This is a genomic window from Candidatus Melainabacteria bacterium, from assembly GCA_003963305.1.
Taxonomy (GTDB): domain Bacteria; phylum Cyanobacteriota; class Vampirovibrionia; order Obscuribacterales; family Obscuribacteraceae; genus PALSA-1081.
This window is the reverse complement of record RXJR01000001.1, coordinates 238,865-262,706: the sequence shown is the minus strand read 5'-3', so window position 1 is coordinate 262,706 and position 23,842 is coordinate 238,865. Positions and strand designations below refer to the sequence as shown.

Annotated in this window: 16 protein-coding genes; 6 read left to right on the top strand and 10 right to left on the bottom strand. The window is 50.3% G+C overall.

Annotation, left to right across the window (positions count from 1 at the left end; all coding sequences use genetic code 11):
• The first annotated feature begins 167 nt into the window (after nucleotides 1–167).
• On the top strand, nucleotides 168–1,400 hold the full coding sequence (locus tag EKK48_01080) for a DUF1574 domain-containing protein (protein RTL45964.1): 1,233 nt from the start codon (nucleotides 168–170) through the stop codon (nucleotides 1,398–1,400).
• The gene (locus tag EKK48_01075) at nucleotides 1,401–1,742 is read left to right on the top strand and encodes a hypothetical protein (protein ID RTL45963.1); all 342 of its coding nucleotides are present in this window, start codon (nucleotides 1,401–1,403) and stop codon (nucleotides 1,740–1,742) included. It abuts the gene before it with no gap.
• 4 nt (nucleotides 1,743–1,746) lie between these two features.
• Here EKK48_01075 and EKK48_01070 read toward each other — a convergent pair whose 3' ends face one another.
• Entirely contained in the window at nucleotides 1,747–2,652 is a 906-nt protein-coding gene (locus tag EKK48_01070; protein RTL45962.1) for a hypothetical protein, read from the bottom strand.
• Between the two features lie 62 nt (nucleotides 2,653–2,714).
• Here EKK48_01070 and EKK48_01065 point away from each other — a divergent pair, with 62 nt between their 5' ends.
• Nucleotides 2,715–4,154 carry a hypothetical protein gene (locus EKK48_01065; protein RTL45961.1) on the top strand — a complete coding sequence of 480 codons (1,440 nt, stop codon included), beginning with the start codon at nucleotides 2,715–2,717 and terminating at the stop codon, nucleotides 4,152–4,154.
• A 36-nt stretch (nucleotides 4,155–4,190) separates the two neighbouring features.
• Here the strand turns inward: EKK48_01065 and EKK48_01060 are convergent, their stop codons facing one another.
• Together EKK48_01060 and EKK48_01055 are read right to left on the bottom strand one after the other, a co-directional pair.
• Complete coding sequence (locus EKK48_01060; protein ID RTL45960.1) at nucleotides 4,191–6,392, bottom strand: hypothetical protein; 2,202 nt, start codon at nucleotides 6,390–6,392, stop codon at nucleotides 4,191–4,193.
• Nucleotides 6,393–6,578: 186 nt separating this feature from the next.
• Nucleotides 6,579–7,283: a hypothetical protein gene (locus EKK48_01055; protein RTL45959.1), complete on the bottom strand. Its 705-nt coding sequence runs from the start codon at nucleotides 7,281–7,283 to the stop codon at nucleotides 6,579–6,581.
• Between the two features lie 23 nt (nucleotides 7,284–7,306).
• On the opposite strand from EKK48_01055, the gene EKK48_01050 reads away from it, so the two are divergent.
• Nucleotides 7,307–8,704 carry a hypothetical protein gene (locus EKK48_01050; protein RTL45958.1) on the top strand — a complete coding sequence of 466 codons (1,398 nt, stop codon included), beginning with the start codon at nucleotides 7,307–7,309 and terminating at the stop codon, nucleotides 8,702–8,704.
• Between the two features lie 34 nt (nucleotides 8,705–8,738).
• Here EKK48_01050 and EKK48_01045 read toward each other — a convergent pair whose 3' ends face one another.
• The 5 genes from EKK48_01045 to EKK48_01025 form a co-directional block, all read right to left on the bottom strand.
• Nucleotides 8,739–10,967, bottom strand: coding sequence for a hypothetical protein (locus EKK48_01045; GenBank protein RTL45957.1), 2,229 nt, complete (start codon nucleotides 10,965–10,967; stop codon nucleotides 8,739–8,741).
• A gap of 160 nt (nucleotides 10,968–11,127) precedes the next feature.
• Nucleotides 11,128–13,269, bottom strand: coding sequence for a primary-amine oxidase (locus EKK48_01040; GenBank protein ID RTL45956.1), 2,142 nt, complete (start codon nucleotides 13,267–13,269; stop codon nucleotides 11,128–11,130).
• Complete coding sequence (locus tag EKK48_01035; protein ID RTL45955.1) at nucleotides 13,241–13,993, bottom strand: hypothetical protein; 753 nt, start codon at nucleotides 13,991–13,993, stop codon at nucleotides 13,241–13,243. The genes EKK48_01040 and EKK48_01035 overlap by 29 nt, the downstream gene beginning before the upstream one ends.
• A complete protein-coding gene (locus EKK48_01030; protein ID RTL45954.1) occupies nucleotides 13,944–18,947 on the bottom strand; it encodes a hypothetical protein in 5,004 nt (1,667 codons plus the stop codon). Before EKK48_01030 ends, EKK48_01035 begins: the two co-directional genes overlap by 50 nt.
• On the bottom strand, nucleotides 18,934–19,728 hold the full coding sequence (locus EKK48_01025) for an AMMECR1 domain-containing protein (protein RTL45953.1): 795 nt from the start codon (nucleotides 19,726–19,728) through the stop codon (nucleotides 18,934–18,936). Before EKK48_01025 ends, EKK48_01030 begins: the two co-directional genes overlap by 14 nt.
• Before the next feature lie 140 nt (nucleotides 19,729–19,868).
• Between EKK48_01025 and EKK48_01020 the strand changes: the two genes are divergently transcribed.
• Nucleotides 19,869–20,867: a hypothetical protein gene (locus EKK48_01020; protein ID RTL45952.1), complete on the top strand. Its 999-nt coding sequence runs from the start codon at nucleotides 19,869–19,871 to the stop codon at nucleotides 20,865–20,867.
• A gap of 55 nt (nucleotides 20,868–20,922) precedes the next feature.
• Here the strand turns inward: EKK48_01020 and EKK48_01015 are convergent, their stop codons facing one another.
• Complete coding sequence (locus EKK48_01015) at nucleotides 20,923–21,771, bottom strand: universal stress protein (protein ID RTL45951.1); 849 nt, start codon at nucleotides 21,769–21,771, stop codon at nucleotides 20,923–20,925.
• A gap of 178 nt (nucleotides 21,772–21,949) precedes the next feature.
• Between EKK48_01015 and EKK48_01010 the strand changes: the two genes are divergently transcribed.
• Entirely contained in the window at nucleotides 21,950–23,146 is a 1,197-nt protein-coding gene (locus EKK48_01010) for a SpoIID/LytB domain-containing protein (GenBank protein RTL45950.1), read from the top strand.
• On the opposite strand, the gene EKK48_01005 is transcribed toward EKK48_01010, so the two are convergent.
• A complete protein-coding gene (locus EKK48_01005; GenBank protein ID RTL45949.1) occupies nucleotides 23,118–23,762 on the bottom strand; it encodes a hypothetical protein in 645 nt (214 codons plus the stop codon). The two genes, EKK48_01010 and EKK48_01005, sit on opposite strands and share 29 nt — an antisense overlap.
• Nucleotides 23,763–23,842: the final 80 nt, after the last annotated feature.

The following is a 23,842-nucleotide window of genomic DNA, read 5'->3' as shown; positions in this document are numbered from 1 at the left end:
CCTGGATACGTCATAGAGCGTGAAGATTGGAGGAAATTCATATGATGCCGGGTTCGACGCTGGCGGTGCGCCAGACGTTCTTTTAAATAGTTTATCTCTACGCCCGGCGTCTGGGCTCGTCAGAGTCCGAATTTAACGTAAGATGTTCTCTCTTGGCATGTGGCGAAATGAACACAGAGCAAGCAATACAACTGCAGACGATATGGCGCTCGAAATTTTTCTGGGCGGCAATACTTTTTTTGTGTGTCGATCTGACTCTGGTAATTGCCAATCCATTCGGAAAAGTGGACCCGACTCGTCTGCCGTCGCCGCACTCGTGGGAGTGGTGGCGCACGCAATCCTACCTGAAGGCGCCGTCGGCACCAGATGTGGTGCTGTTGGGATCTTCGCTGGTTATGATACCTACGCCGATGCTCGATGCAGATTATCTGAACAAGACTTTCGACTGTGTGCATCACGACCACAGCATCTATATGCAAGACCAGCTCTCAGGCTTGATCGGTCCGAAGAAATTCTCGTGCGTCAATCTGGGGCTGCCGGGCGGAATGATCTCCGACGATTACATGGTGGCTCGGTATCTGCTTGACGGTGAGCGCAAGCCCAAAGTTGTAGTGCTTGGTATTACCTTGCGCGATTTCATCGAGCACCATGTTCAATACCCCGCCACCAGTCATCCATACCGATATTTCAGTCAGTTTATGGACGTAGCGGATATCGTCGATATCGCTATGCCGCAAGTATGGCAGCGCGCAGACTACCTGTGGGGACGATATTTCGTGCTCTGGGGTAAGCGCTTGCAAATGCAAGCCATTGCTGAGGAGACCAGTCAGAAATTCCTTTCCCCAATACAGAGTCCTCAAGTAGCTCTTAATCCGGTCACAGACGCCGAACGCAACAAGACGCTCGCCGCCAAGCTGAAAGCCATTGCCGAGGAAGGCGAATTTGTGATGGAGCCTCATAAACTCTCGCTTTATGAGGATAATACAAACGAGTATCGTTCGAGATTTCGTGGTGACAAGAGTGAGTTGTTTCGTGCTGAGTCGCAATTTTTATCAAGGCTGCTCAAGCTCTTGCGTGATAGGAACATCGAAGTGCTCGTCGTTAATATGCCTCTGATGCCGGCAAACATGTCAGTGATGCCGCCTGGAATGTACGACAAGTACATGTCTGTCACTGAAAAGCTGGTGGCAGAAAACAACTGTAAGTTTTTGAATTTGAATGACCCAGCCAGATTCGTCATCAGTGACTTCAGGGATACCGCGCACATGAACGGAAACGGCGGTAAAAAGTTTCTCGATGCCGTTGATATGAAGATTGCCCAGGATTATGGTTTGCGCGCGGCTCTGACCGCTCCGGACGGTCATGCTTCGATTGCCGGTAGAGATGAGTTGGTTCGTTAAGTGACGGAAGCCGGTAGTACCACGAAGAAACGAAATGCCGTTTACGTTTTAACGCGTGCCTCGCGTTGCCATAACTGCGACAAGAAGCTGACGCGAGGCGATGTTGTCAAACTCAATAACATTGAAGACGACACGGAAGCGTTCTGCCAGTCGTGCGCGCAGTTAGATGCGTATGTTCTTGTTCCAAAAGGAAGGGCACAGATTACACGTCTGTCCACCAAATATTCCAAGACCAGCTACGTTGTTTTGCAGTGGGACGAAACCTGGAAGGCGTACAATCGCGTTGGCATTTTGGCTGAGCCTGATGCGGTAAGTCGAGCCGAGAAAGAGATATCAGCGTGAGAATTCAGGATGGACGCCGGTCGTGCGTGAAATGAATTTCCTTTGCACCTTCGACGAGAACTGGGTCCATCAGCCCGAAGTGATAAATCGTCCAGTCTTTTATCTGTCCACGCCTGACCACGTGTAATCGCAGGATAGAATTTTTCAGTCGCGGAAGTTTTGCTTCTATCTCTTGCCATGGAATCGTCGTTCCGTCGCTGCGAACAACCGCACCGGCCTCTTTGGGATGAAGATACTCGGTTGCTTCAGAGCCCAACGCTTCTTTGATTGCATCGTCTGTAGATTCTTTGGGTGGTAATTTCTCTTCGTCGTTTTTCTTCGCACCATTCTTCTGCAATGCTTCAAATTCTGTAGCAGCCTCGGGTGGAAGCGGCTCTGTCGGTGGTGCGATGCTGCCTGGTTTGATGCTGGGTCGAAATCTGAGGGTAAAACCCTTCCAGGAATCCTTGTCAGGATCTTGTAAAAACTTGTCGAATTCTTCTTCCGTCATCGTTTTTCCGTAAGCCATTGGAAGCGGCAGAAATACCGGTGCGTAGCGTTTCTCATCGAATGAGATCGGCACGTCTACTGCAGAATCTTCAGGTCGTTCCCACGGAACCAAATAGGACTTTGTGTTTTCCATTTTTGTCGATGTTGGTTTTCCGATCTCGAAATCATGTCCGGTCATGAATGCAAGATTCGGCTCTTGACCTGACTGATAGATCAAGTATGAGCCCCAACCGCCTTTAGCTGGGCAGCGGCAAGCGTTTCCGCCAAAGTGCTTGACTGTTCTCGCAAGTTTGCCAGATTTGATATCTGTTAAAAATGTGATCGCTTCGTCCTTCGGATCAGCGAATACAAGAGACGAAATCCACGTACTGGCAGAGATAATTGCAAGTAGAATAAAGAGCAACGGGTAGGCGAATCTCATAGCCAGCCTCTTGAAATACAGTCTCAGTCTAACACGCTACATCCATACGAGGTGAGGATCACATGGCTACGTTGTCGACCAACACACTGATCCTATTTTTTGGTACCGCTGCCGTTGTGTTCTTCTGGTTTTTTCTGCGTGGAAAAGAGTGGACTGAGTTGTCAGCCAAAACGCTCGCTCCGTCTTTAAAGGTGGCAGCATTTGTTCTAGTTCCGTTTCTGGCACTGTTTGGCCTGGCTCACCTCGGCGCGCTGACTATAGCTTCTATGGCACTCTATTTCGCTCCTGCCATGTTGGTTCCATTTTTACTTTCCCGATTGAACTTTTTGCCTTTCGAGCGATCGATATTGATGTTGGCTATGTTCGTCGGTGCGTGCATGGCGCTGCCTGCATCGTCGGAGCCTGCGATAGCTGCGATGATTGCCGGTCTTTTCGTGTGGAAAGTTTCGGACAATCTGTTGCAACCGGAAAAATCTACGCTGGAAGATCTCCTGCCCAGCTTGACCTGGTTGGTGACTGTCTACTGGGCGAACGTCGGCGGCAGCACTGTCAGTAATGTCATACAAGAGTCTATAGTGCTGGGCACGATTGCTGTATCGATGTGTTTGCGTTGGCTGCAGAGACCACTGTTTGCAAAAGGCGATAAGGCGTATTTGAAACGAATCATACTTTCCGTCACAGGTGGACTTTATGTCTTATGCATAATCACCAAAGTGATTGATGCCGCCACGATGACAAAGATCGCTGCAATTGCTGGTGCCGGTTTTATCTTTGCGTATCTCTTGCAGACCACGGATGATAAAGAAGAAGATGCAACAGTAAAAGGTCTCAAGCAGCTGATTTATATCGGAATTTTCACACTGGTCGCCAGCCGACTCTTCGGCATGCTGGGTGTGCTGGTGTTGGCGGGTACGATGTTGGTTGCCACCAAATCTGGTACTGCTTACGTGGCTGGCATATTTTGGGCAGTCAAGGCCCTGGTTCAAACATTTGTTGCTCAGTACAATCCCAACGTCACTGGTGTCAACCTCACGCACAGCTACACAAGCGCAGCTCTTTATGCCGGTTTCTTGCTTGTCGTCGTGCTCAGTATCTTTATTAGAGATACAAAAGAGAAGCGCGGTTTGACCGTTTTACTGCTGGCTTCAGCAGTAGCTTTGCCGATTGGATCAAACTACTTCGTGCATCCTGAACCGACATCGGGCATGCTCATCGCAGCCACCGTTGCGGGTATTCTGATGTGTGCGATGGCGCCCGCATTCTATCAACGCCTTGTTGATGGGCACGAGAATTTGATCTTGATTCCAGGGGCTATGGCTGCGAGCGCGCTTCTTTCGCATGAACTGCTTGAGTTGGGTGAGGCTTCGACCGCTCACGACCGACTCATTGCTATCGGCGGTCTTGCGGCTCTGGTTATTGTTCTTGGTATCGTCAACCACTTTATTTTCAACAAGCCTAAACCGTCGCAGCCGCAGCCAGCTGTAACCGCTAGTGAAAGCTAGCGGGTGAGTGCGCCCGGGACGGGCGCGCTCCATGGGTTACTTGTCGAGCAGGTCGTCAACTACCGTGACTGTGTCGCTCACTGGAGTGTAATAGGTTTTGATACCGGCAAATTTGGCTCCGACGTATCCAATGTCGGTTTTGCTACCCAAAATACCGGTCAAAACGTCAAGCACAGACCCTGTGACTTGTATTTGCCTTCTGAAACGAATGCTTCCGGTCAGCCCTGTTGTTTCATACGTGGGGCGCTTGGATGGAGAAGCCGCTTGAGAGAAGGTGAGGGTTGGTTCTGCTGGAGCAATGTTGTCGCCAAAGTCGCTTTGCGCTCCCAGCAACGGGTTGGCTCCGCCACCTTTTGGACCGGGAGGTGGTCCCTTCGCGCCCACTCCGCCAGAACCGTAGTCATTCGAACGGCGGTTCATAGCGATTGACTTGTGTGAGTCTAACGCGTTCATTGCCATGAGTGTGTCATTCAGTGGTTCGCCACCATGCTTTGGAGCGCTGCCAGTCCCTGCTTCCAGGTTTCGACACTGATCTCGAACATAGACATCAATCGCCTGTGTGAATATGATGTTGCCACCTGGGATACCCGGACCACCTTTGTCTTTTTTATCATCAGGTTTGCCAGGACCCTTTCCGCCGCCACCATTGCCAATATCAGGTAACACAACATTGGTGAAAGTTAGAGTTGGTAGTTGAGCCGCCGGCATGATGAAATCTGAAGTTGCAGGCGGTCCGGCATCTTTGCCCAACTTTTCCGCATAAAGTTGTCGATCTCCTACCACTTCGTACGGATATGGCGCGACAGGTTGGCTCTTGTAGACGACATTGCCATTACTGTCGAACTTGTAGATGTGCATAATGCCAAATGGGATTTGTGGTCCGGAAACTGGAGGGGCTGAGAGATTTGTATTTTTCAGCGGAGTGGTGCTGAGTTCTGTGATCCAATCGACGTTGGCTACCGGTGGAGCGTTAAAAGCAGTCTTCTGTGCGTTGACGATGTCGCTGATGTTGGCTCTTACACCACCCCTCCTGAACCAGTCATAAAGGGTTATTCTCCAGACATCGGCAATTTTGTTGTCGGTGACGGTAGTGGGGCAACTTGGGCAAGAATCGTCGAGCATTGACCCGGCATCCTTGGGGTAGTCTCCTACCGATGAGAGGACGTCGCAATCAGTACCCTTGTTGAGGTAGTCGCTGGTGAGAAGTGACGCGGGTTGCACCAGAGTGGGCAGCGGCCCGTCCGGGAACTCTATCGCTACTGCGCCTGGTGCTGGACGAACGTCGAAGACACTGGACGGTTGCGCACAAGCTGCGCTGTGAAAAGTTGCGCCGTTCGGAGTCTGAGAAGTCTTGATGATCTGGTCTGCTTCGGCCTTGACGATCGTTGGTACATGGTAGGGCAGAGACGGAGCGCTTGTCACGAAAACCTTTTCGTCGACCAGTCGGCTTGTTGCTCCGATTCCGCCGAAGACAAAATCCATATTGCCTGTTGGCGTTGCAACTGGAATATTGACGTACGATTTATAATTGCCGTTTTGTTGCAAACTCGGGTTGACCGGGTAGGTTCCCGATGGTTGAGGAACCGGTATGTTCGTGTCAGATGGAGTGGACAACTCGCCCAGTGTCAAAACCAGCGACTTCGGGACGTAATTTGAAGAGCCGGACATACGAATCGAATTCTGCGTGTATGCTGTTTCGGCGTCAGTGTAGACGTTGATCGGATTGCTGTCGCGGTCTAAAGCGAGCGGCGAACCGCTTTGAGTCAGCGATGCTGTGACTACATCCGTCAATTGCTTGATCACGCTTTTGGTGTTGTCCATGTCTAGTTGGACGAGCTCCATCCACACAGGTGAAGAGTCTATTTTGTAGAGCTCAGATGCGATGAGTGCGTCCACTCGAGCCGTTCCGATGAGAGTGTTGACGCCTCTCACGGGGAGGTAGTACTGATCTCCGGCTACAGTTGCCTTGCCGATCGGAGCCTGGTCAGAAAGCGAGACATAGCCGAACTCTGCAGTCGGCAATACTATGGCACTGACATCGGCCGCCGCCGCAAGAGCTGCAGATTCGATGGCTTTCTTTTGTTCCGAGTTGCTTCCCAGTAAGCGCGCGTAGTTTAGACAAAACCAAATCAAAGATACAACGACTCCCAGAGTTACTGCCGCGATGAGAACAAGTGTTGCTCCCTTCTGCGAACGATCTGATTGCATTTTGAAACTTATCGATTTTGCCGTTGGCATAAACACCTCAAGGTGATGCGCGTAAAATTTGATGCCGTGTGTCAGGGTATCTTCTGGAGATGTTCCACGTCTACGTGTGGGCTAATCGCGCTGTCACCACATTTTAACGTGCCGGTGGTATACGGTGTAGCGTGCTTGACTGCGCTTATGCTCTTCTGGGAACGGTCTAATAGTGCGGATCTCCGACTAGTTACCGTCTTTGTTTCTGTATTTCTCCGTTGCCAGTTTTATAGCCTCAGGAATAGGAATTTTTTTGTTTCCATGCTGAGTTATTTCGTCATAGTTCGCCGATATCGCATTAACGACGGCAACAGTTTTTCCTGTGTAATATTTGCACACCGCTCTTGATGCTTGATCGATTGCATCTGCAGTGGCTTCGTTCCTGTCAGTTCCGGTCCCATCAAACTGAGAACCAATAACTCTCAAGCATGCTTCTTTTGCAGCAGATCCTGCATTCTGATAAATGTCTTTAACGATTTGAACGTGACCATTTTCGTGGTCTATGGTCGACTTTTCTTGTTTGCCGATTCGCACCGTAACCGGGCAAGAAATAGTCAGAGTCACTTTCTTGATCCTCAATGAGATTTGATTTGGTTTGAGTGGATTGGTTGTCACATCATAGTCAAAATGCGGATAGCAATGAAAATACCATTCGGTCAATCCCCTGGATGAGTGAATGTTTTGTCTTTCGACGAAAGCTCCTTGCTGCAGATATAGTGGCTTCTGCATTACTTGTACGGCTTTCTCGGGACTTTTCGCTGACTGGTTTGGACTGTCCCCCAGTGGTGTTGAATGCGGTGAGCTTAATTTGACATTGTTTTGAATGCAACCAGACAAGCAACAGCTGGCGAGCAGTGCAGCAACAGATTGTAGTTTCTTTGATGACGTCATGTCTTAACTGCTATTCTTAGGTTATGGCTGAGGATAACACCGCTGACTCACAGTTGAAAAGCCCTGCTTTCAAATTTTCTGCCTATTTGGAAGCGCCTGTAAGTGTTGCATCACTGGCCGTTTTTCGAATTTGCTTTTCTATTTCAATGATTGCTCTTGTGATCGAGTACTTTCGCGAGGGATGGGTCGATATTCTTTCATCGAACTTTCACTTCACCTTCTTTCCAGGGGTGGTGCCATTGCACGGCGTTGGACTGTATATGCATCTTTGGGCTATCGCGATTCTAGCCTTCATGGTAGGCATTGGCTTTTATTACAGAGCTGCGTGCATATTGCTTTTTTTCTCTTATTCGTGGATTTTTTTGTGTGAGAAATCCATCTATCAGAACCATACCTATTTAATTTGTTTGCTCAGTTTGCTTTTTAGTTTAGTCGATGCGCACCGATTGTTTTCCATCGATGCTCACCGGCTCAAGTTAGCACCGATCGTGCCGAGGTGGCAGGTCGATCTATTTAGATTTCAATTTCTGATTGTGTATTTCTATAGTGGTCTTGCCAAGCTCAATGTGGATTGGCTGCAAGGTTATCCGCAATCAGCGTGGATTACTGATCGCGCTGCCCATCCACTTGTAGGTCCGGTTCTGGGTCCGATTGTATCGAGTCTGTTTCTTCAACCGTGGTTTGTACCTCTAGTCACATACGGTGGCATCGTAATTGACTTGACGGCAGGATTCTTATTGTGGTGGCAGCCTACCTTTTTGCCAGCGGCGGTAGTTTTGTGCGTCTTTCATCTATTGAACTCTTCACTTTTCAGCATTGATATTTTTCCTTTCTTCATGATTGCTACACTCGGCATATTCGCTCGTGAAGACTGGCCGCTTAAATTCGCTCAGCGTTGCAAGATTTCCTGCCCTGCGGTTTCTCCCTCTGTTAAGCTGAAAAAAACTCAGCCGCTCTTGATCTGCTTTGTTTACCTTTACATAGCCGTTCAAGTTCTCGTGCCGTTGCGAAGATTTTTATACCCCGGTGATACTAGCTGGACAGAGCAGGGACAGCGTTTTGCCTGGCGAATGATGCTGAGAGACAAAAGTTGCAAAGGATTCAAAATGATTTTTGTCAATCCGGAAACGGGGATGAATGGTGTCATAGAGCCGGAATACTCCATGACGCCATTGCAAGTGCAAAACATGCGAGTGATACCGGATATGATGCTCCAATATGCTCATGCAGTGGCAGCGGGGCTGCAAGGTGATCTGGGGTTCAGACCAATTGTTAGAGTTCAGTCGTTGGTGTCATTAAATGGAAGACCAGCCCAAGATCTGATCGATCGTACGGCTGATCTCGCGTCGACCCCAGTCAGTTTATGGCCGGCTAAGTGGATTCTTCCTCTCAAAGAATCTCGCGCCTCGTGGACGCACTGATGGTTCGCTTGGCGGCAAGTTGTTGGGCTATCCGCTATTTTTCTTTGAAGTCATCCGCGATGTCGAGATCCGGGAAGATCTTGAGAGGATCAGCAGGGTCATTGACGGTGTAGACGATACCGCCATTGATACCGCGACGACCTGCCAGATAGCCTATATCAGTTGGTTCGCTTGAGGTCGGTCCACCGACTGCCAGAGACATATTGCCTGAGATTTGTACCTGCCTTCTGAATCGTATGCTACCCGTCAACGCTGTCTTCTGATATGACTTACGAACTTCGCCTGCGGACTGTCCTAATTCATATTGCACGTACGGAGGGGGATATGAAAAGTTTTTCGCTCGCGCCGTAGGGTTGTCTCCGAAGTCGGACTGCGCCGAGAGGATAGGCGGCGATCCCTGCCCGTTTCCTACTCCGTTGGGAGGTGGCGGTGTAGGGGAGACAAATCCCGAGTCGTACCCTCCTGCTCCGCTGCCGCTGGCTCCATAGTCGAGACCGCCTCGGACAATGTTTGCTGCGATTTCACTTCTTGCATTTGAGTTCAAGTCGAACGCTACAAGCGCGTCGTTTAGAGGCTCGCCGCCATGTTTGCCACCTTTCTGCAGCCCGTTCACTCTGCATTGATCTCGCACATACATGTCAAAGTAGGGAAGGAACGTCACTTCCGCGTGAATCGACCCTGACACCGCTCCCTTCTTCCCTTTGATCCCGGAAGGCATAGGTACTTTGATTTCTTTGAAATCGAGTGTTGGCACTGTACTTGTGAAGGCACCGTTATCGATACCGGCGACTTCGGCATACAGTTGATTTTCGCTTACTACCTCATAAGGATAGGCAACCGTCGTTGTCTGCTTATATTGCACCATGCCGTTTGGATCCCACTTGTACGCGTGCATAGTGCCCATTGGTACTTTCAGTTTACCGGCTGGTGAGAAGGTGCTTGTGATGTTTGTCAGAGGAGGAGTGTTCGATAATTCCGCGTACCAATCCACGTCAGGAGGTGGCGGACCAAAAGCACTGGTTTGCATATTCAAAACGGCAGTGATATTTGCTTTCGTTCCGGCTCGTCTCACCCAGTCATATAGTGTTACTTCCCATGCATCGCGAATGCTGTGACTGTTGACGTTCGGCGGCCACGGGTCGGGGGTGCTGCTCATCCCTGAGGCGGTAACGGGGTAATCGCCGCCGCTCGAGGTCTGTACCGTTGCAGCGACCGACGGAAGCTTCGTTAACAGGTCGCCTGGTTTCTGAAATTCAGGCACCTGACCATCGGGAAATTCGATCGCAATGGCTCCTGGCGCTGGTTTAGGGTCGAACGTGCTGCTTGCCTGTGCGCACGAAGCAGTATGAAATTTAGCTCCGTTCGGAGAAGATGACGTCTTGATGATTTGATCGCATTCGGCCTTCACAATGGTCGGCACTTGATAGGCAACATTTGGATTGCTGGCGACAAAGTGTCCGAGATCGACGAGTCGAGCTGTGTCGCCTATGCCACCAAAAACGTAATTCACTCCTTTATAGGGAATATTCACAAACGCCTTGTAATTGTTTCCCTGCACTAGATTTGCAGGGATCGAGGCGATGTTGGTTGGCTGCGGTATAGGAATGTTTGTGTCACTTGGTATGTCCAGAGACCCGAGAGTCAATTGCATCGAGTTCGGCACGTAAGACGAGGAGCCTGTCATGCGGATGAGGTTTGCAGTGTATGCGTTCTGCGCATCTGCATAAACATTGACAGGGTTGCCGTCCCTATCTTTTGCTAGAGGAGAACCACTTGCAGTCAGGGACTTCTGCAACACAGTAGTTAACTGAGTGATTACAGATTTTGCGGCGGCCAGATCGTTTTGTGCCAAAACCGACATCACCGAAGTATTTGGCATTTTGTCAGCGATAATGGCATCTAACCTGGCTGTGCCGATGATTGTGTTGATGCCGCGAATCGGCAGGAAGTATTGATCGCCGGCTTTGGTCACCTTGCCTACCGGCGCCTGGTCAGACAGTGATACATAGCCCATCTCTGGGGTGTCTATGACAATGCTGCTCATGTCGGCGGCAGCCGCCAATGCTGCGGCGTCGATGGCTTTCTTCTGTTCTGCGTTACTTCCGAGCAGTCTCGTGTAATTCAGGCAGAAGAAAATCAGCGCGACTATCAAGCCCATAGTGATCGCGGCAATCAAAACAAGGGTGTTGCCTTCTTCCTTGCGTGCAATCCGCTTGCCCGGACGGGCGTGCAAATATTTCTCGAGGAGATTCTTTTTTGTCATATGGGGGGGCCCGCCATTTCAACGCTAATAAGTTAAGCGCAGTTAATCTTATCCTATAACCCGATAGTTTTTCCTGTCAACCGCACCTGGCGCGGCTTTCCTGTCGTACTTAAGTGTCATGCGGCATTTGTAGCGCTTCGAGAAGAGCGCTGTTAGAGGCTTATGGCTGATCGTCCACAAAATCCAGGGCAGGATTTTTTGCAAAAAAACAATTTGGGGCAAGTTTAAATCCACCCCTGTGTACGGGCATTATCGGCCACTCCTCAGGGCGCGGCATGTGAGTGATGCCCAGGTTGTACCAGAGTACAATGTCTTTCCCTTCAATAGAACGGTTCGCCTTTACCCAGTCAGAGAGCCCCTTAGAGCCATCTGAGTCGAATGGGTAAGCTCCGGCAGCGTACATCTGTGCAGGGTCGTAGGCAGTAGCCCACACGTGCGAGTTGATAAAGCCCGCTTTTCGGCGCACAAATGATGTTTCCTGAGAATAAGGAATCGAGTTCTCCCCTGGTATCAGCATGTAACCAGTGTTTTGACCAAGTTCATTTCTTTTGATGTCGTTTACGACTTTCCAACGCCGAGTTGTATCAAGATTGATCAGCCGTGCCGCATCTTTTTCGCGAGTTAATCGCTGTTCTGTTATGCAGAAAGCGTTACCGTATGGATTCTTTGATTTGTCTGAGATTGAAATTCCATTCGTTTCGATCAGGCTGTTGTTGGCTGCTCCGTCCACATCCATGTCCAGGCGAAAACAGAAAAAGTGCTGGTGATGCACTGCCTCTATGGTTTTCTCGACAGCGTGAGCATGAAGGTCGGAGCTTGATATGGCGTTAGCCACTCCCTTTGCCAGCATAACTCCTGTCATTCCGGTTTCCATGTCCAGAGAGCCATCTTCATGGAATATCCAGTTGAAACAATAGTCGTAGTTGCTCAGAGTCGTAATGTATGAGAGTACAAGGTCTTTGCCGCGCACCGAAAGCTGGCGATTGTTGGGGCGATCGAAGTGCCGCCACAAGATGCCCCCATCCTTTTCATAGATTGCAACAGAGTTTGGACGTACAACCGGGGCTCCAAGTTGGTCGGCTATTACTGCATCAAAGAACTTTGCGTTCGCGGGTGCATCAGCCAGAGGTTCGAGTGCTGAAATACTGTTGCCGAGACCGTATTGTCCGGCATCGAAGGCGTCGCGGAACGACCATCCGGCTGTGGGGTCAGCGTACGGTACACATAGCTCCGATACCGAGCCCCGATAGAGAACCGAACGCATCTTCCCATGGTCGTCGTATGAAACCGTATATAGTACCAGCCCTTCTCTGGGTTCTACTGCAAAGCGGAAACGCCAGTTTTTCCAGTGGACTTCCTGTCCATTGATCTCCAGATCTGCGATATCTGTGGACTGATTACCGGCAGCTGCCGTTTTAGTCTGAGCCTGAATTTTTATTCGATTTGAGAAAGATGGCGGAATGATCGCTTTTTTGACTGGGGCGATAGGAACAACACCTGAGTCGGAGAGTTTGACAATCTTCTTCTTCGTCACGTCTACGTCTGCCACGACACCCTCAATGGGACGGAAAAAGGCGTTGTCTGAAGGTCCTCGATAAAAGAAGATTGCTTTCAACATGCGGTTTCTATCCGTCGCTGTCTCGGGTAGATAAGCTGATGCCCAGACGGATACGTAAACGTCCGCGAAATTCTGGATGCCGCGTTTGCTCATGGCAGCTTGCCAGGTTTTGTCTTCATAAACGACTTTGCGAACAGTGGTAACGTCTTCCGGTACGAGCGCCTGACCTGCAGCTTGCTTGTACGAGACCAGAGCTTTATTTGTCAGATCTACAATCGCTTCGAAGGTTTTATTGCCGGCAGCCTCATAAATTACTGAGAAGGATTTTCTTGGATTTGGGTCGCCGGGCTTAAAGTTGAGGATGCTCGATTTCTCTGGTTCCAGAAGCGATATTGATGCGAAGCGGCTGGCGTCAGTGATTTTGCCGGACTTCTTCAGAATTTGCGTGGATGCTTCGATTTCGGCTGCGGTCAGCGGATCAAGCGGATGGGCAGCCGTTTTGGAAACGCTTGCGCCACCAGTTGCAGCAGTCTGACCGGTTTCTACAGCGGTCTTGCCTGTGTCTGGCGCAGTCTTGCTACCGTCTGCAGTGGTCTGGCCTGTGTCTGGAGCAATTTTGCCCGTGTCTGGAGCTGGATTACAACCGGATGTAAGTAATGAGATTAAGCAGTAAAGTACTGCGCTGCTTGACTGGAAGCGGCTGGCAAATGCGCTACTAGGTTTGAGGTACCCCGTAAAGGTCATCTGAGATCACCTGGTCGTGCCCCAGTCCTGAGCGAACCACCCTGACGCGCACATGGTCCCGGTCGTTTTTTTGTTGATAGGTGCGGAGGGTGCATACATGAATGTCCGATCTGGTTCCTAATAATTGTACTTTCAAATCTGAACCATCAGGGAAAGCGTGGAACTGAATCGGTGAGTTTGTTTTATTCACAAACGTCAAATCCGATTGTCCATACCAGACTGTAGCATCCAAACCCGGGGCAACTGTTCTTATTGTGCGCAGATGAGGCGTCCGTTTATCAATCGCCATGCCGGACTCCAGGGCAAGCTGATAGATGCATGAAGAGAGCAAGCAGATGCCACCGCCTGTGGTTGAAGGAGTATCGGGTCCGACGTATGACGGGGCGCCTACGTAGCCACGGCGCTCAGTGCGGGGCCCGATCAGGCGGTTGAATGAGAAAGTCTCGCCCGGCTTGATGGTGGCGCCGTCCAGGTATTTGGCGGCAAGACTTATGTTCATTCTCTGGGCTTTGCTCAATTCACCGATAGCCACCGTTTTGCTGGCTACGACATCTGCAAACGGTCTCGTCAACCAATAAGTAATGGCGGCGCCGATGAGCAGCACAAAGACTATCGCATATGACTGCCAGTCTGATTTGATAGCTTGAATGTTCATCGGCGCCACCGTGGTTTGCTCAGTCGTTGATGTGGAGTGAATCGAGTCCTGAATATGCACGCACAGCATTCGTGTACATGCCCTCCAGGCTGACCGGGTTGACCTGAATGTTGCCAGGCAGTTCAAGCCTTATCATCGTGTGGAACTCGGACTTGCCCTGCGGCAGACGTGTTCCGAAATAGACGATGCGGTCATCGAGAATGTCTTGATGCGTCCACCAGGCAGAGCCCCAGTCACCGTCGATGCCTGGTTTGTCGCCTGCTGAAGTATCAGTATTGCTCTCCTGGTCGCCCCCTGCTTCTACGACCTCAGCACCGCTCGGCAGAGCCGCCTGTACCATGATGTATGGCAGGGAGACTGGTGATTCGACGAAGGTCTTCATCATCACCGTTTCGCCGGCTTTGATTTTGCCGTCGGTGATCTCCGCTGTGTGGAAGTGAACTGAGCCATCACTTGTGGTGGCGCCAGGTACCAGGCGATAAAACTTGCGTGTTATCTTCAGTCCCTGTGGCAAGCCTTTCTCAACACTTTGATCGCCGGCTTTCAGATTGCGGAAATATGTGACCAGGGCATTGTAGTAGAGTCTGCCCGGACCGTCTTTAGAGATCGAGAGCGTTCCTTTCTTCTCTGGAATCGGCACCTGGATGGTCTTCTGGCTTGCGTACAGGTTGTCTTCATTCGATATGAAGTCTGTTAGAGCCTTCTGGTCGAAAGTGACGCGAGTAGTGAAGTTACCTTTGCCGAGTTGTTCTCGTGATTGCAGCTCATCCTGCATCAAAACGAGAAAGACTTCAGCGGTGGTTTTTGTGTTGTCCCATCCATCTTTACTGCGCTGCAGCAGAATCCACTTTTTGATAGATTCGATGCGAGCAAAGTTGTTAGGCTCCATCGCCAACACTGCCTTCAGCCCCAGCGCTGTCGATTCGACGCTGGTGAAGCGGTACGTGTAGTCTTCGTCGTTCTTGAGACCAAGTTTGACGTAGAGCGCGTGATTGTGCTCCCAGTTTGTGAACTCCGGAGTCGCATTCGCCATCTGGATCAGTCTGTCGTAGAAGGTCTTGGCAGTCGCATCATCTTTAGATTGATGGAACGCCAGGGCCAGGTAAGCCAGCGACTCAGGTGCCGAATGATTCAGCTCTTTCAACACCAGGGCTCTGGTTGCGGCCGGTATTGGCTCATTCCAGAAGCTCATTGTGTAGAGCATGCGGGCGAAGTCGACTTTGATTTCGCGATATTGCCAATCGTCTTTGACGATTTTTGGATCGGCGAGTTGTTTTGCCAGCTGCACAGAATTTGAGCGCAGCCATTTTCTTCCCCCTGTAATCAGGTCATCAGCCGGTTTATAGCCTACTTCTTTGAGCATGCGCAGACCATCCACGACGATTGATGTCAAATATGGGTTGCTGGTGTCGTTTTCCCACCAGCCCCAGCCGCCATCATTGTGGTGGTAGTCGAGCAGCTTTTGCATCGATTGTTTATAGGCACCTTCGAAGCGCTTCAGGTCGTCCTTGCTGATTGGTTGATGCAGCTTTGTCTGCAACTGCTTGGCCGCTATTGACGGTATCAGCTTGCTCATCGTTTGTTCGGTACATCCATACGGATAATCGATTAAGGCTCCGAAGTTACCGAGCACCGGACCGATCGATGAACTGGCGAGGCTCAGCTCGTACTTGGCGGTGCTGCGTTCTGCGTCAGCACTGAGCCCGACAGGGATATCGATGGTCTTGCTGGTGTCCGTTATCACGCCGGCTTTAGCCGAGAATGCCGGTATACCCAGCGGTCTGACTGGCAGTTTTGTCTCCATGGCATCGCTGACGGTCGAGCCGATCGCTTTGCACTGGATGACGCCTTTTCCGGAACCAGTGATGGATACCGGCCAACTGAAACGTTCTGCTTTTTGCGGAGCTATTTCCAGCTTCTGCGTCAGCGGTACGTTGGTTTTGAATTGACTCGACATCGACATCGTCAGGTGCACACTCTGCGGAATATCCGAGTAGTTGTGCACTACAGCGCTGACGAGACCGTCATCGCCCTGGCTGAAGAATCTGGGCAGAGCCAGGCGGAGGATCAGATCTTGAGTAGAAATGACCTTCTGCGTTTCTGAGCCGACGCATGTCTTCATGTCGATACCGCGCACGGTGGCTCGCCATGTCGTCAAATTGTCGGGCAGTTTGATGCTTGCCACCGCAATGCCTTTGGCGTCTGTCGTGATGTCTGGCACCCATGCGGCTGTGTCTTTGAAGTCTTTACGCATTTTTGGTTCAGCTTTGTCTGGACCGCCTGAGAGTTCTTCAGGGAAAGTACAAGCGGTTTGCACATCGTTTTCTCGGCGGACATAGAAGAACTTTCTGATATCTTCGGCTGTTTCCGCACGAATTGCGTAGATGCTCTCATCGACGACGCCCAGAGAGAGGTCTGTATTGGCGGCAGGAGTGCCGTCGTTGTGAGTGGCTTTGATCGTGTATTTCACGGTCTCGCCAGGCTTGTACTTCTGTTTATCGCTCTCGATTGCAATCTTCAAGAAGTTGTTTTCAGGAGAAACCTGAATCATTTTTTCTTGCGTGTAGAACTTGTGGTGCTTGTCTACAAGTGATGCTGAGATGAACACATTGGGTGCATATTCTTCTTTGATCGGCACTTCGATCAATTTAGCTGTCGCATCCATCTTCACCGCTTTGATGTTGTAGATGCGCGGACCTTCAGTCGAAATTACCGCTTCCACTCCTTCATTGCCGGTAACCGGCGCGGTGATCATGATCTTGGCTACGTCGCCGACGCGATAGACTTCTTTGTCCATCTTGATCGACATAACTTCGCTTTCGGCATCTTCGCCGTAGCGAACATAGGGATCTCGCCAGTTGGAGATCCACAAGCTGTTGCTGTCAAAGATGAAGTGGTTGCCCGCATCTTTCGCTTCTGCCGAAACGTAGAACTCGTCCGACGGCCATTGTTCTTGTGTAGGGAAGACGGCATGTGCTGTTCCTTGCGCGTCGGTGACTACCTTCTGATCTGCCATGAAGATGCGACCGCGGTATTCATGTTTGACCGCATCCCACGGCCATCTTGCTACTTTGACAGTCACCTCTTTGTTTGCAACCGGCTTGCCGTCGTAGTCGAGCGCCTGCACTGTTACAGGAATGGAATCGCCTACCTTGGCTACGTTTGTTTGTGCATTGACAAAGAGAGCGAAATCGCCGGCGGTTGCAAGTAGGGTACCGCTGCCGGTTACTGTCATTCTGCTTATGTCCGTAACTTCGACATCGACTTTATAGTTTTTGTCGAGATAGCTCGAATCGTATGGCTTGGCCGGATCGATTTTTTCTTCGATTGTATCTACGTCAACGATGGCGTCACCATTGGCGTCGAGCTGCACATAACCGTCTTTGAGGAAGTCGCCGCCGTAAGAGCCACTGCTCATTTCGGAACCTTCCCAGTCGTCGAAGAAGCTGTAGTAGCTTGGACGCTTGATCAGGCTGTAGCGCAGACCCCAGTTGGTTGAATCGTATATAGAGTATTTAACTCGTGCGTTAGCTACGGCTCCACCGAAGTAGTAGCTGGCATGCACTTTCATTTTTGCTTTCTGCCCGGCGATGACGCGCGGCGTGATTGGCGTTACTTCCACCTGAAATTCAGGTTTTCTGTATTGTGCTATCTCGAAATATTCGTAGGCGGTTGTGCCGTCTGGATAAGTGAGATTGATGCTGTAGCCACCAGTTTTTCCATCCATAGGTACTTGTACGAGCCCATGGAAAGCGCCGTGCGCATTGGTGGTGACTTCGCCGGTGGAAAGCGAGTTGCCGTCGGGATCTTTCACTTCCATGTCGAGCGTGATATTCGCCCCCGGATTTTTGTATCCGTTGATGGTTTTCTCGCGCGCTAGACCTTTAAAGTAGACAGTTTGTCCCAGGCGGTAAACAGGTCGATCTGTGTAGCAATAGGTCTTGTATCTGTCGCTTTCGCTTGTGTAAAAGTTGACGTCGCCAAAGGCACGATTTGCACCGTAAGTTCCCACTATGTCAAGTGTAGAGCTGCCTGTTTGATGTTGTTCGTCGTCTGTGAAGGGGATGTGTACAAAACCGTCTTTACCTGTCTTTCCTTTTTTTGGAACGGTGAGGTCAAAGCCACAGTTGATGGTGGCACCCTCAATTGGTTTGAGGGTAACCAGGTCGATTGCTCGTACAACGGTTTCGTTAGGTGCTTTCTTCACGATCAAACCAAGATCGGTAACTGTGAACCAGCTGTACTCGGCAGCCGGTGGTGAGCCGTTGATCGAGACGCCAGTCGCTTCGATGACATAGTCACCCGGCGTCAGTACATGGTCGCATTTGATGTGTGCTGTAGAGGAGTCATCAGAATCGCTGACCAGTGAGCGTGAAAATTGTTCGATTGGATTTTCTCTGGTGAACGGTTTTACGAATTTCGCGTCTTGAGTGGCAATCAACTGAAAGTCGGTTCCAAGAGCAAAACCCGGAGTGTGTTTTGAGAAGTCCAGAATATCTTTTTTGAATAGCCTGACCGTTGCTTCTTTGACACCGGTACCATTGACCCAGAAGCTCGGTTTTTCTTTAGACGTGAATACGCGCACGTTGGCACCGACTGAAATGCTCGGTTGGATAAGCGCCATTTTGATCGGGCTTGGAATTTTTGTGACGGCTGAATCTTCCACCAACAGGTTGTCGATGTATTCGTTGCCGAACCCGGGAGCGCGCACTTTGATTTGATATTCGCCTATCGGCAATCTATCGATTTTGAAAGTGCCATCCGGCTTTACCCAAACACCGCGCTCATCAGATGTGGTGCCTCTTGGTCCGATCGCAATTACGTACGCTTTGTTCTTTGTCATATCGTACGAATACAAACCAAACTTTTCTTTTTGCAGCGCGATGGTTCCGGCCAGCGAGCCGGTCGGCTTATCGAGATAGACCGCTACTCCAAGCAGCAACAGTACCTGCAGGATGATGAATTGCCAGGAGACCATGACATTGCCCCTGGTTGAACGAAGCGCACTTTCATTTGAATACATCTGCTTTTATCCTGTAAAGCTGGCACTGTTGGGTCGATGGGATTCCGGCTTTCAACTTGCACATAACTAATTGGTAGTGAGCGTCGATGGCTTCGCCCGGTAAGATGATGGCGCTTTTGCCTCCGGCTTGAACCATCAGTCCAAAGACGAGTGGATTTTGGTTTGCCATTGAGCTTATCGGTTCAATACCTCGAACCACTGTTACTTGTGGCTTGAGCAATTGCCATTCATTTGCTCGTATCTTTTTATATCTGTATTCCTTCGATAGTGCTGACTCCGTTGTATATACGGTGCCAACGACAAGATTAGGATATTGTGGATGGATTGAACCCCAGCATGCGCGTGTTCTGCCTTTCCGGCTCAATGTGACGAAAAGTCCGGCTGGTTTTTTGAATTTATCTGGTACGACGAATGATTGAGCCAGTTCATCGAAGTTTTTGAACTGGGTCGATTCACCAAAATGCAGCGCCAATGTTTGTCGCACTATTTCAGGAAGTGAGTCGGCGGTCTGGGTTGCGGGAGCGGTGGCGGATACTGCTGTAGTGGATGCTGTTGTATTGGATGCAGCTGTACCGGATGCAGCTGTGGAAAGAGGTGTTTCTCCGGTTCCAGACGCAGCCGCCGCAGCCGACTGACAGCCAAGTGCCACCAGAAGCAAGAAATTTGCACAAATCTGTATCAAAGACCGCAATTCAATCTCCAACAATTCTTGAAGAACGTGTTTCCCTTTGCAACTATTATCTAGATGAACCATTAAACTGGTGAGATGACGGTGTTGCATTCCTGTCAGAACAATGTGAAGTAGTTGTTAAGTCGGGAACTTGCTGTAAAGACGCTACTTCGACCTTTTGAATGTCTTGTGCAGCCGATTGAACGTCTTGTGCAGCTGATGCATCTCACAGAGCACTCCGGGAAGGCAAAATGAGCAGCGACGATTCCCAAACGAGAAATAGTATAGGGCGTCGACGCTTTTTAAAGTCCATATTTGGATTAGGCACGCTCCTTGATGATGCAGTCGAAGCAAAAACGCACGATGCGAATTCAAGTGATGCTATAGCGCACAACAAGAAATCAGGCAGTGCAGCGGGTCGTCGTGCAAAGGAAACGCCTCCGTATCCTCCGGTTTTCATTTGGGCTGACCTGAAAAACGGCAATGTCGGTTTTCCGACTGGCCTGGAACTCGGGCGAGGCATGCCCGGTTCGACGATGAAATTAATCGCGGCGGCGGCGCTCCACGAAGAAGCGCTGATCAGTCCGAATCAGATTTACGAGTGCTCCGGTCATATCACTCTTCATAACGAAACGTTCAACTGTTTGCATGCGCATGGTCGCGTCAACTTGACGCATGCGATTGCGAAATCTTGCAATGTATTTTTCGTACAGGCTGCTGAGAAATTGCACACGACAATGTTTCTCGATTACGCACGCAAGTTTGGCATGGACCAGCCTGTGGCGGGGCGAAAATCAGGTCGTTTCCCTGCCGGAGCAAATGGACCCTCTTATCGTTATGTGTTGGGACTTGCTGAGGACATGCAGCCAAGCGCTTTGCAAATTCTTCGTATGAGTGCGATTGTCGGCACCATGGGTGATGTGCCTTTCTTGCATAGTGCAGAAGATCCTGATGACGGAAACAGGTTTCGGCTGCAACTGTCGGAAGGAACCTGGCACCGTTTGCAGCAAGGCATGCAGCTTGCTTGCACAGAGGGTACAGCGCAAAAACTTGATCCCGAAAACAAGTTGCATATTGCTGCTAAAACTGGAACAGCACCAAATGGTTCAAAATTTACTTCATGGATTACTGGTTACTTTCCGATTGAAGATCCCAAACATGCGTTCGTGTTGAATTCTTCAGCCGGTAACAGCCAGGAGGCTGCAGTTCCGCAGGCGCACAAATTCTTGCTGTCTACAACCTGGCCCTAACCATAGAATCCACGGAGCGCACCCGTCTCGGGTGCCATGAACACTCATCCTAAACTCAAGTGTTTCGGATTACTTCAACGGGGCATGGCGCTTGCAGCACCACTTCTTGCGACACGCTTCCAAGCCATAATTTTGTCAGTCCACCGTGTCCGCGGCAACCCATGACGATGAGCTGGGCATCCCACTCGCTCGCTTCTTTCAGTATCTGTTCTCCTGGCGATCCTTCCAGCACTTGCGTAGTTGTTTTGTTAGTGATCGACTGGTTCAATTTTTCCGCTGAGTGAACCAGGAATTCTTTGGTATCTTCGATAGCCTTCAATTTTTTCTCGGCCGAATTGCTTTTATAAAGTGCGCTGAAGCCATCTGCATGTCCGTTGGCGAGTGGATTTAGCACACCAATGAGCTTTATTTCGGCTGATTTCGGCCAGGGCAATTTTGATACCCATTCAATTGCTTTTCTAGAGTGATCTGAATTGTCTATTGCAACAAGCACTCGTTCCAAATTCCAGTCAGTGCTGCCACCAGGTCTGCGTGCAATCTGCGTGGAGCAGGAACCGTATAGCAAAACTGTTTGCGAAACGCTGCCCAGGAGAATGCGCGCCAGCCCGCGTCGTCCTCTAGCGCCCATGATGACGAGGTCAGCTGGCCAGTTGGCTGATTGTTCGAGAATGATGTCTTTGCTTTCGCCTACAATCGCTGCACTGTCTACGGTGGCATGTGGAAATCGTTGCTTGACCCGATCCACAATAGGTGCAATGAATTGCTCTGCTTCGCCCACATGAATGATCAAATCGACTACCGAGAGAATTCTAATTTCGGTGCCGTTCGGCCACTCTCGCATCAGAAGTGCGTCTACAGGCACTTTCGAGTGTTCTGAATTGTCGACGGGCACTAAAATTTTCATAGGATCTCTGTAGTTGAACTGGATACAAGCACATAAAGCTTGCCTGAACTGTCATTCATAGCTCATTGACATGATCTACGTAAAGTCGGCTGCAGGGTTGAGCAACTGCTCGCTTAAGTGCTTCTTATGTCAACGATGTCTTTGAGTGATCTGGACTTCCGTCACTAGACGGCGCTTCATGCGTAAGCTAGACTGCCGCGCAGTCGTTCGCTCTGGTCTGCGCTATTTGATTCTGTTTGCTCTCTTACTGGTCATCTTCTCCGCGTTCGTCGTGCCTCCAGCTGCACGGGCGGACATTCCTGCGCAGGTAACGATAAAGCTGTTCGAGTCTCACGCTGCTTCGAATCGTCTCAATGTGGAAGGTCCATTTCGCATTGTCCAGCCAAATGCACAGTCTGTTCCAGCCGGCAAATACTTTTTCGAGGACGACGGGCACACAATTAGCCTTCGCTCTGCTTTCAATAGTCGCTCATTTAATTTAAACGCGAAAAGATTTTCACTCACTTCAGATCGCGGCCTTGCTATGCAATACAGCACCAGTAAGCCAAGGCGTTACAAGGGAACTATCAATATTTCCAACGAGCGTGGTTGCCTTGAAATTCGTAACCTGGTGTCTTCTCGTGACTACGTAATGAGCGTGGTTGGCAGTGAATCAAATGTCGGTTTCCCTCTCGAAAGCTTGAAGGCACAGGCTATTTTGACTCTTACTCGAGTCTATCGGTTGCGGCCGGGAGAGATTATTGGCGATTCGACTCAGGCTGAGTCATATTTCGGCAGCGACTATGTTTCGCCGCTGGTGCAAAAGGCGGTTGGTGCTGTCTGGGGGCAGATTGTGACCTATCACGGGCAGCCGGTTCAAGTCTTTTATCACTCCACCTGTGCCGGCGGAACAAGTGAGGCTTTCGGTGTCTTCGGTGCGGGCGCAAGTAATTTGCCATACTACAAATGCGTATCCTGTCGCTTTTGCCAGTCTTCTCCGTTCTGGAAGCCTACTGTTACTCAAATCAAGCGTGCGGCTTTCGAGCAGGAGTTCGGTGGGCTTCCAGATGTGAATGTGGTCGATTGCGCGAAACGACCAACAGCTATGACTTTGCATAGCGGTGGCAAGAATATCGACATTTCGGGATATCAGTTCTGGATCAAGCTTGGGCAGAAGTTTGGCTGGGATAAAGCTCCTGGATTGCGTTTTACTCTTCGGTCAAAAGGAGAGCAGATTGAAGTTCAATCTACCGGTGCCGGTCACGGCGTTGGTCTGTGCCAGTGGGGCGCGTCAGCTATGGCGAAGCAGGGCAAAAACTGCGAAGAGATTTTGCAGTTCTATTTGCCTGGTACGAAAATCAGGAGGCTCACATCGTTCCACCGAGATAACGAGTGACGAGCATCAATGCATCGTCCTCTTCTCTTGCGTAACCCGCCAGTAGACTGTCTGCGACGATGCGAGGCTTGCCTTCGATTGGCAGCTCGGCTGCGAAGTCGGGTCTTATACCGGAAGTCGCGAGAATGAGCAGGTCGCCATACTTGACGGGGTTCGTGATCTCGCGAATCTGGAAGCGATTGTCGCCGACAAATCCTTGCTGCAGCTTCAGCCACTGGTAGCGTGGAGTGGCTGAAGGGCTGCGGTGATGCAGATAACCCTGCACGTTGCCTACTCCAAACCATGTGGCTGTGTGGTAGGAAGTATTGAAAATCGTCGCGCTGATTGAGCATCCGCCGGTTTCCTTGGAGCAGCGATCGGCACGATTGAACAGGTCTACTAAAGTGTGGTGGGTGTAGCCCTCGAAAATTTCTGCAGCCGCTTTAGCAGCACTGCAGCCGGGCTTCCCGTCTTGTGTGGCGTCGATTACTGCAATCAGAAAGCCACTGGGTGTCGATTTTACGACCGATGTAAGTGAGGTTAGTTGGTCTACGTCTCTTGAGCGACGTCCAATCGCCCATTCCACCACCGACGCCTGTGTCTGTGGCGCCTGGACGGGTGTCATTTGCATACTCATGGTTGTGTTCCTTGCTGTAGTAAATGCGCATAGCGCTGTCTTTAGTGTTATCATTCCAATTAACTTTGCCGCGGTAACGC

Bases quoted from the DNA above. Each gene is read 5' to 3' on its own strand.
- EKK48_01080 (RTL45964.1), top strand. From the start codon at position 168: ATGAACACAGAGCAAGCAATACAACTGCAGACGATATGGCGCTCGAAA.
- EKK48_01070 (RTL45962.1), bottom strand. From the start codon at position 2,652: ATGAGATTCGCCTACCCGTTGCTCTTTATTCTACTTGCAATTATCTCT.
- EKK48_01065 (RTL45961.1), top strand. From the start codon at position 2,715: ATGGCTACGTTGTCGACCAACACACTGATCCTATTTTTTGGTACCGCT.
- EKK48_01060 (RTL45960.1), bottom strand. From the start codon at position 6,392: ATGCCAACGGCAAAATCGATAAGTTTCAAAATGCAATCAGATCGTTCG.
- EKK48_01055 (RTL45959.1), bottom strand. From the start codon at position 7,283: ATGACGTCATCAAAGAAACTACAATCTGTTGCTGCACTGCTCGCCAGC.
- EKK48_01050 (RTL45958.1), top strand. From the start codon at position 7,307: ATGGCTGAGGATAACACCGCTGACTCACAGTTGAAAAGCCCTGCTTTC.
- EKK48_01045 (RTL45957.1), bottom strand. From the start codon at position 10,967: ATGACAAAAAAGAATCTCCTCGAGAAATATTTGCACGCCCGTCCGGGC.
- EKK48_01040 (RTL45956.1), bottom strand. From the start codon at position 13,269: ATGACCTTTACGGGGTACCTCAAACCTAGTAGCGCATTTGCCAGCCGC.
- EKK48_01035 (RTL45955.1), bottom strand. From the start codon at position 13,993: ATGCTGTGCGTGCATATTCAGGACTCGATTCACTCCACATCAACGACT.
- EKK48_01030 (RTL45954.1), bottom strand. From the start codon at position 18,947: ATGTATTCAAATGAAAGTGCGCTTCGTTCAACCAGGGGCAATGTCATG.
- EKK48_01025 (RTL45953.1), bottom strand. From the start codon at position 19,728: ATGCAACACCGTCATCTCACCAGTTTAATGGTTCATCTAGATAATAGT.
- EKK48_01020 (RTL45952.1), top strand. From the start codon at position 19,869: ATGAGCAGCGACGATTCCCAAACGAGAAATAGTATAGGGCGTCGACGC.
- EKK48_01015 (RTL45951.1), bottom strand. From the start codon at position 21,771: ATGAAAATTTTAGTGCCCGTCGACAATTCAGAACACTCGAAAGTGCCT.
- EKK48_01010 (RTL45950.1), top strand. From the start codon at position 21,950: ATGCGTAAGCTAGACTGCCGCGCAGTCGTTCGCTCTGGTCTGCGCTAT.
- EKK48_01005 (RTL45949.1), bottom strand. From the start codon at position 23,762: ATGAGTATGCAAATGACACCCGTCCAGGCGCCACAGACACAGGCGTCG.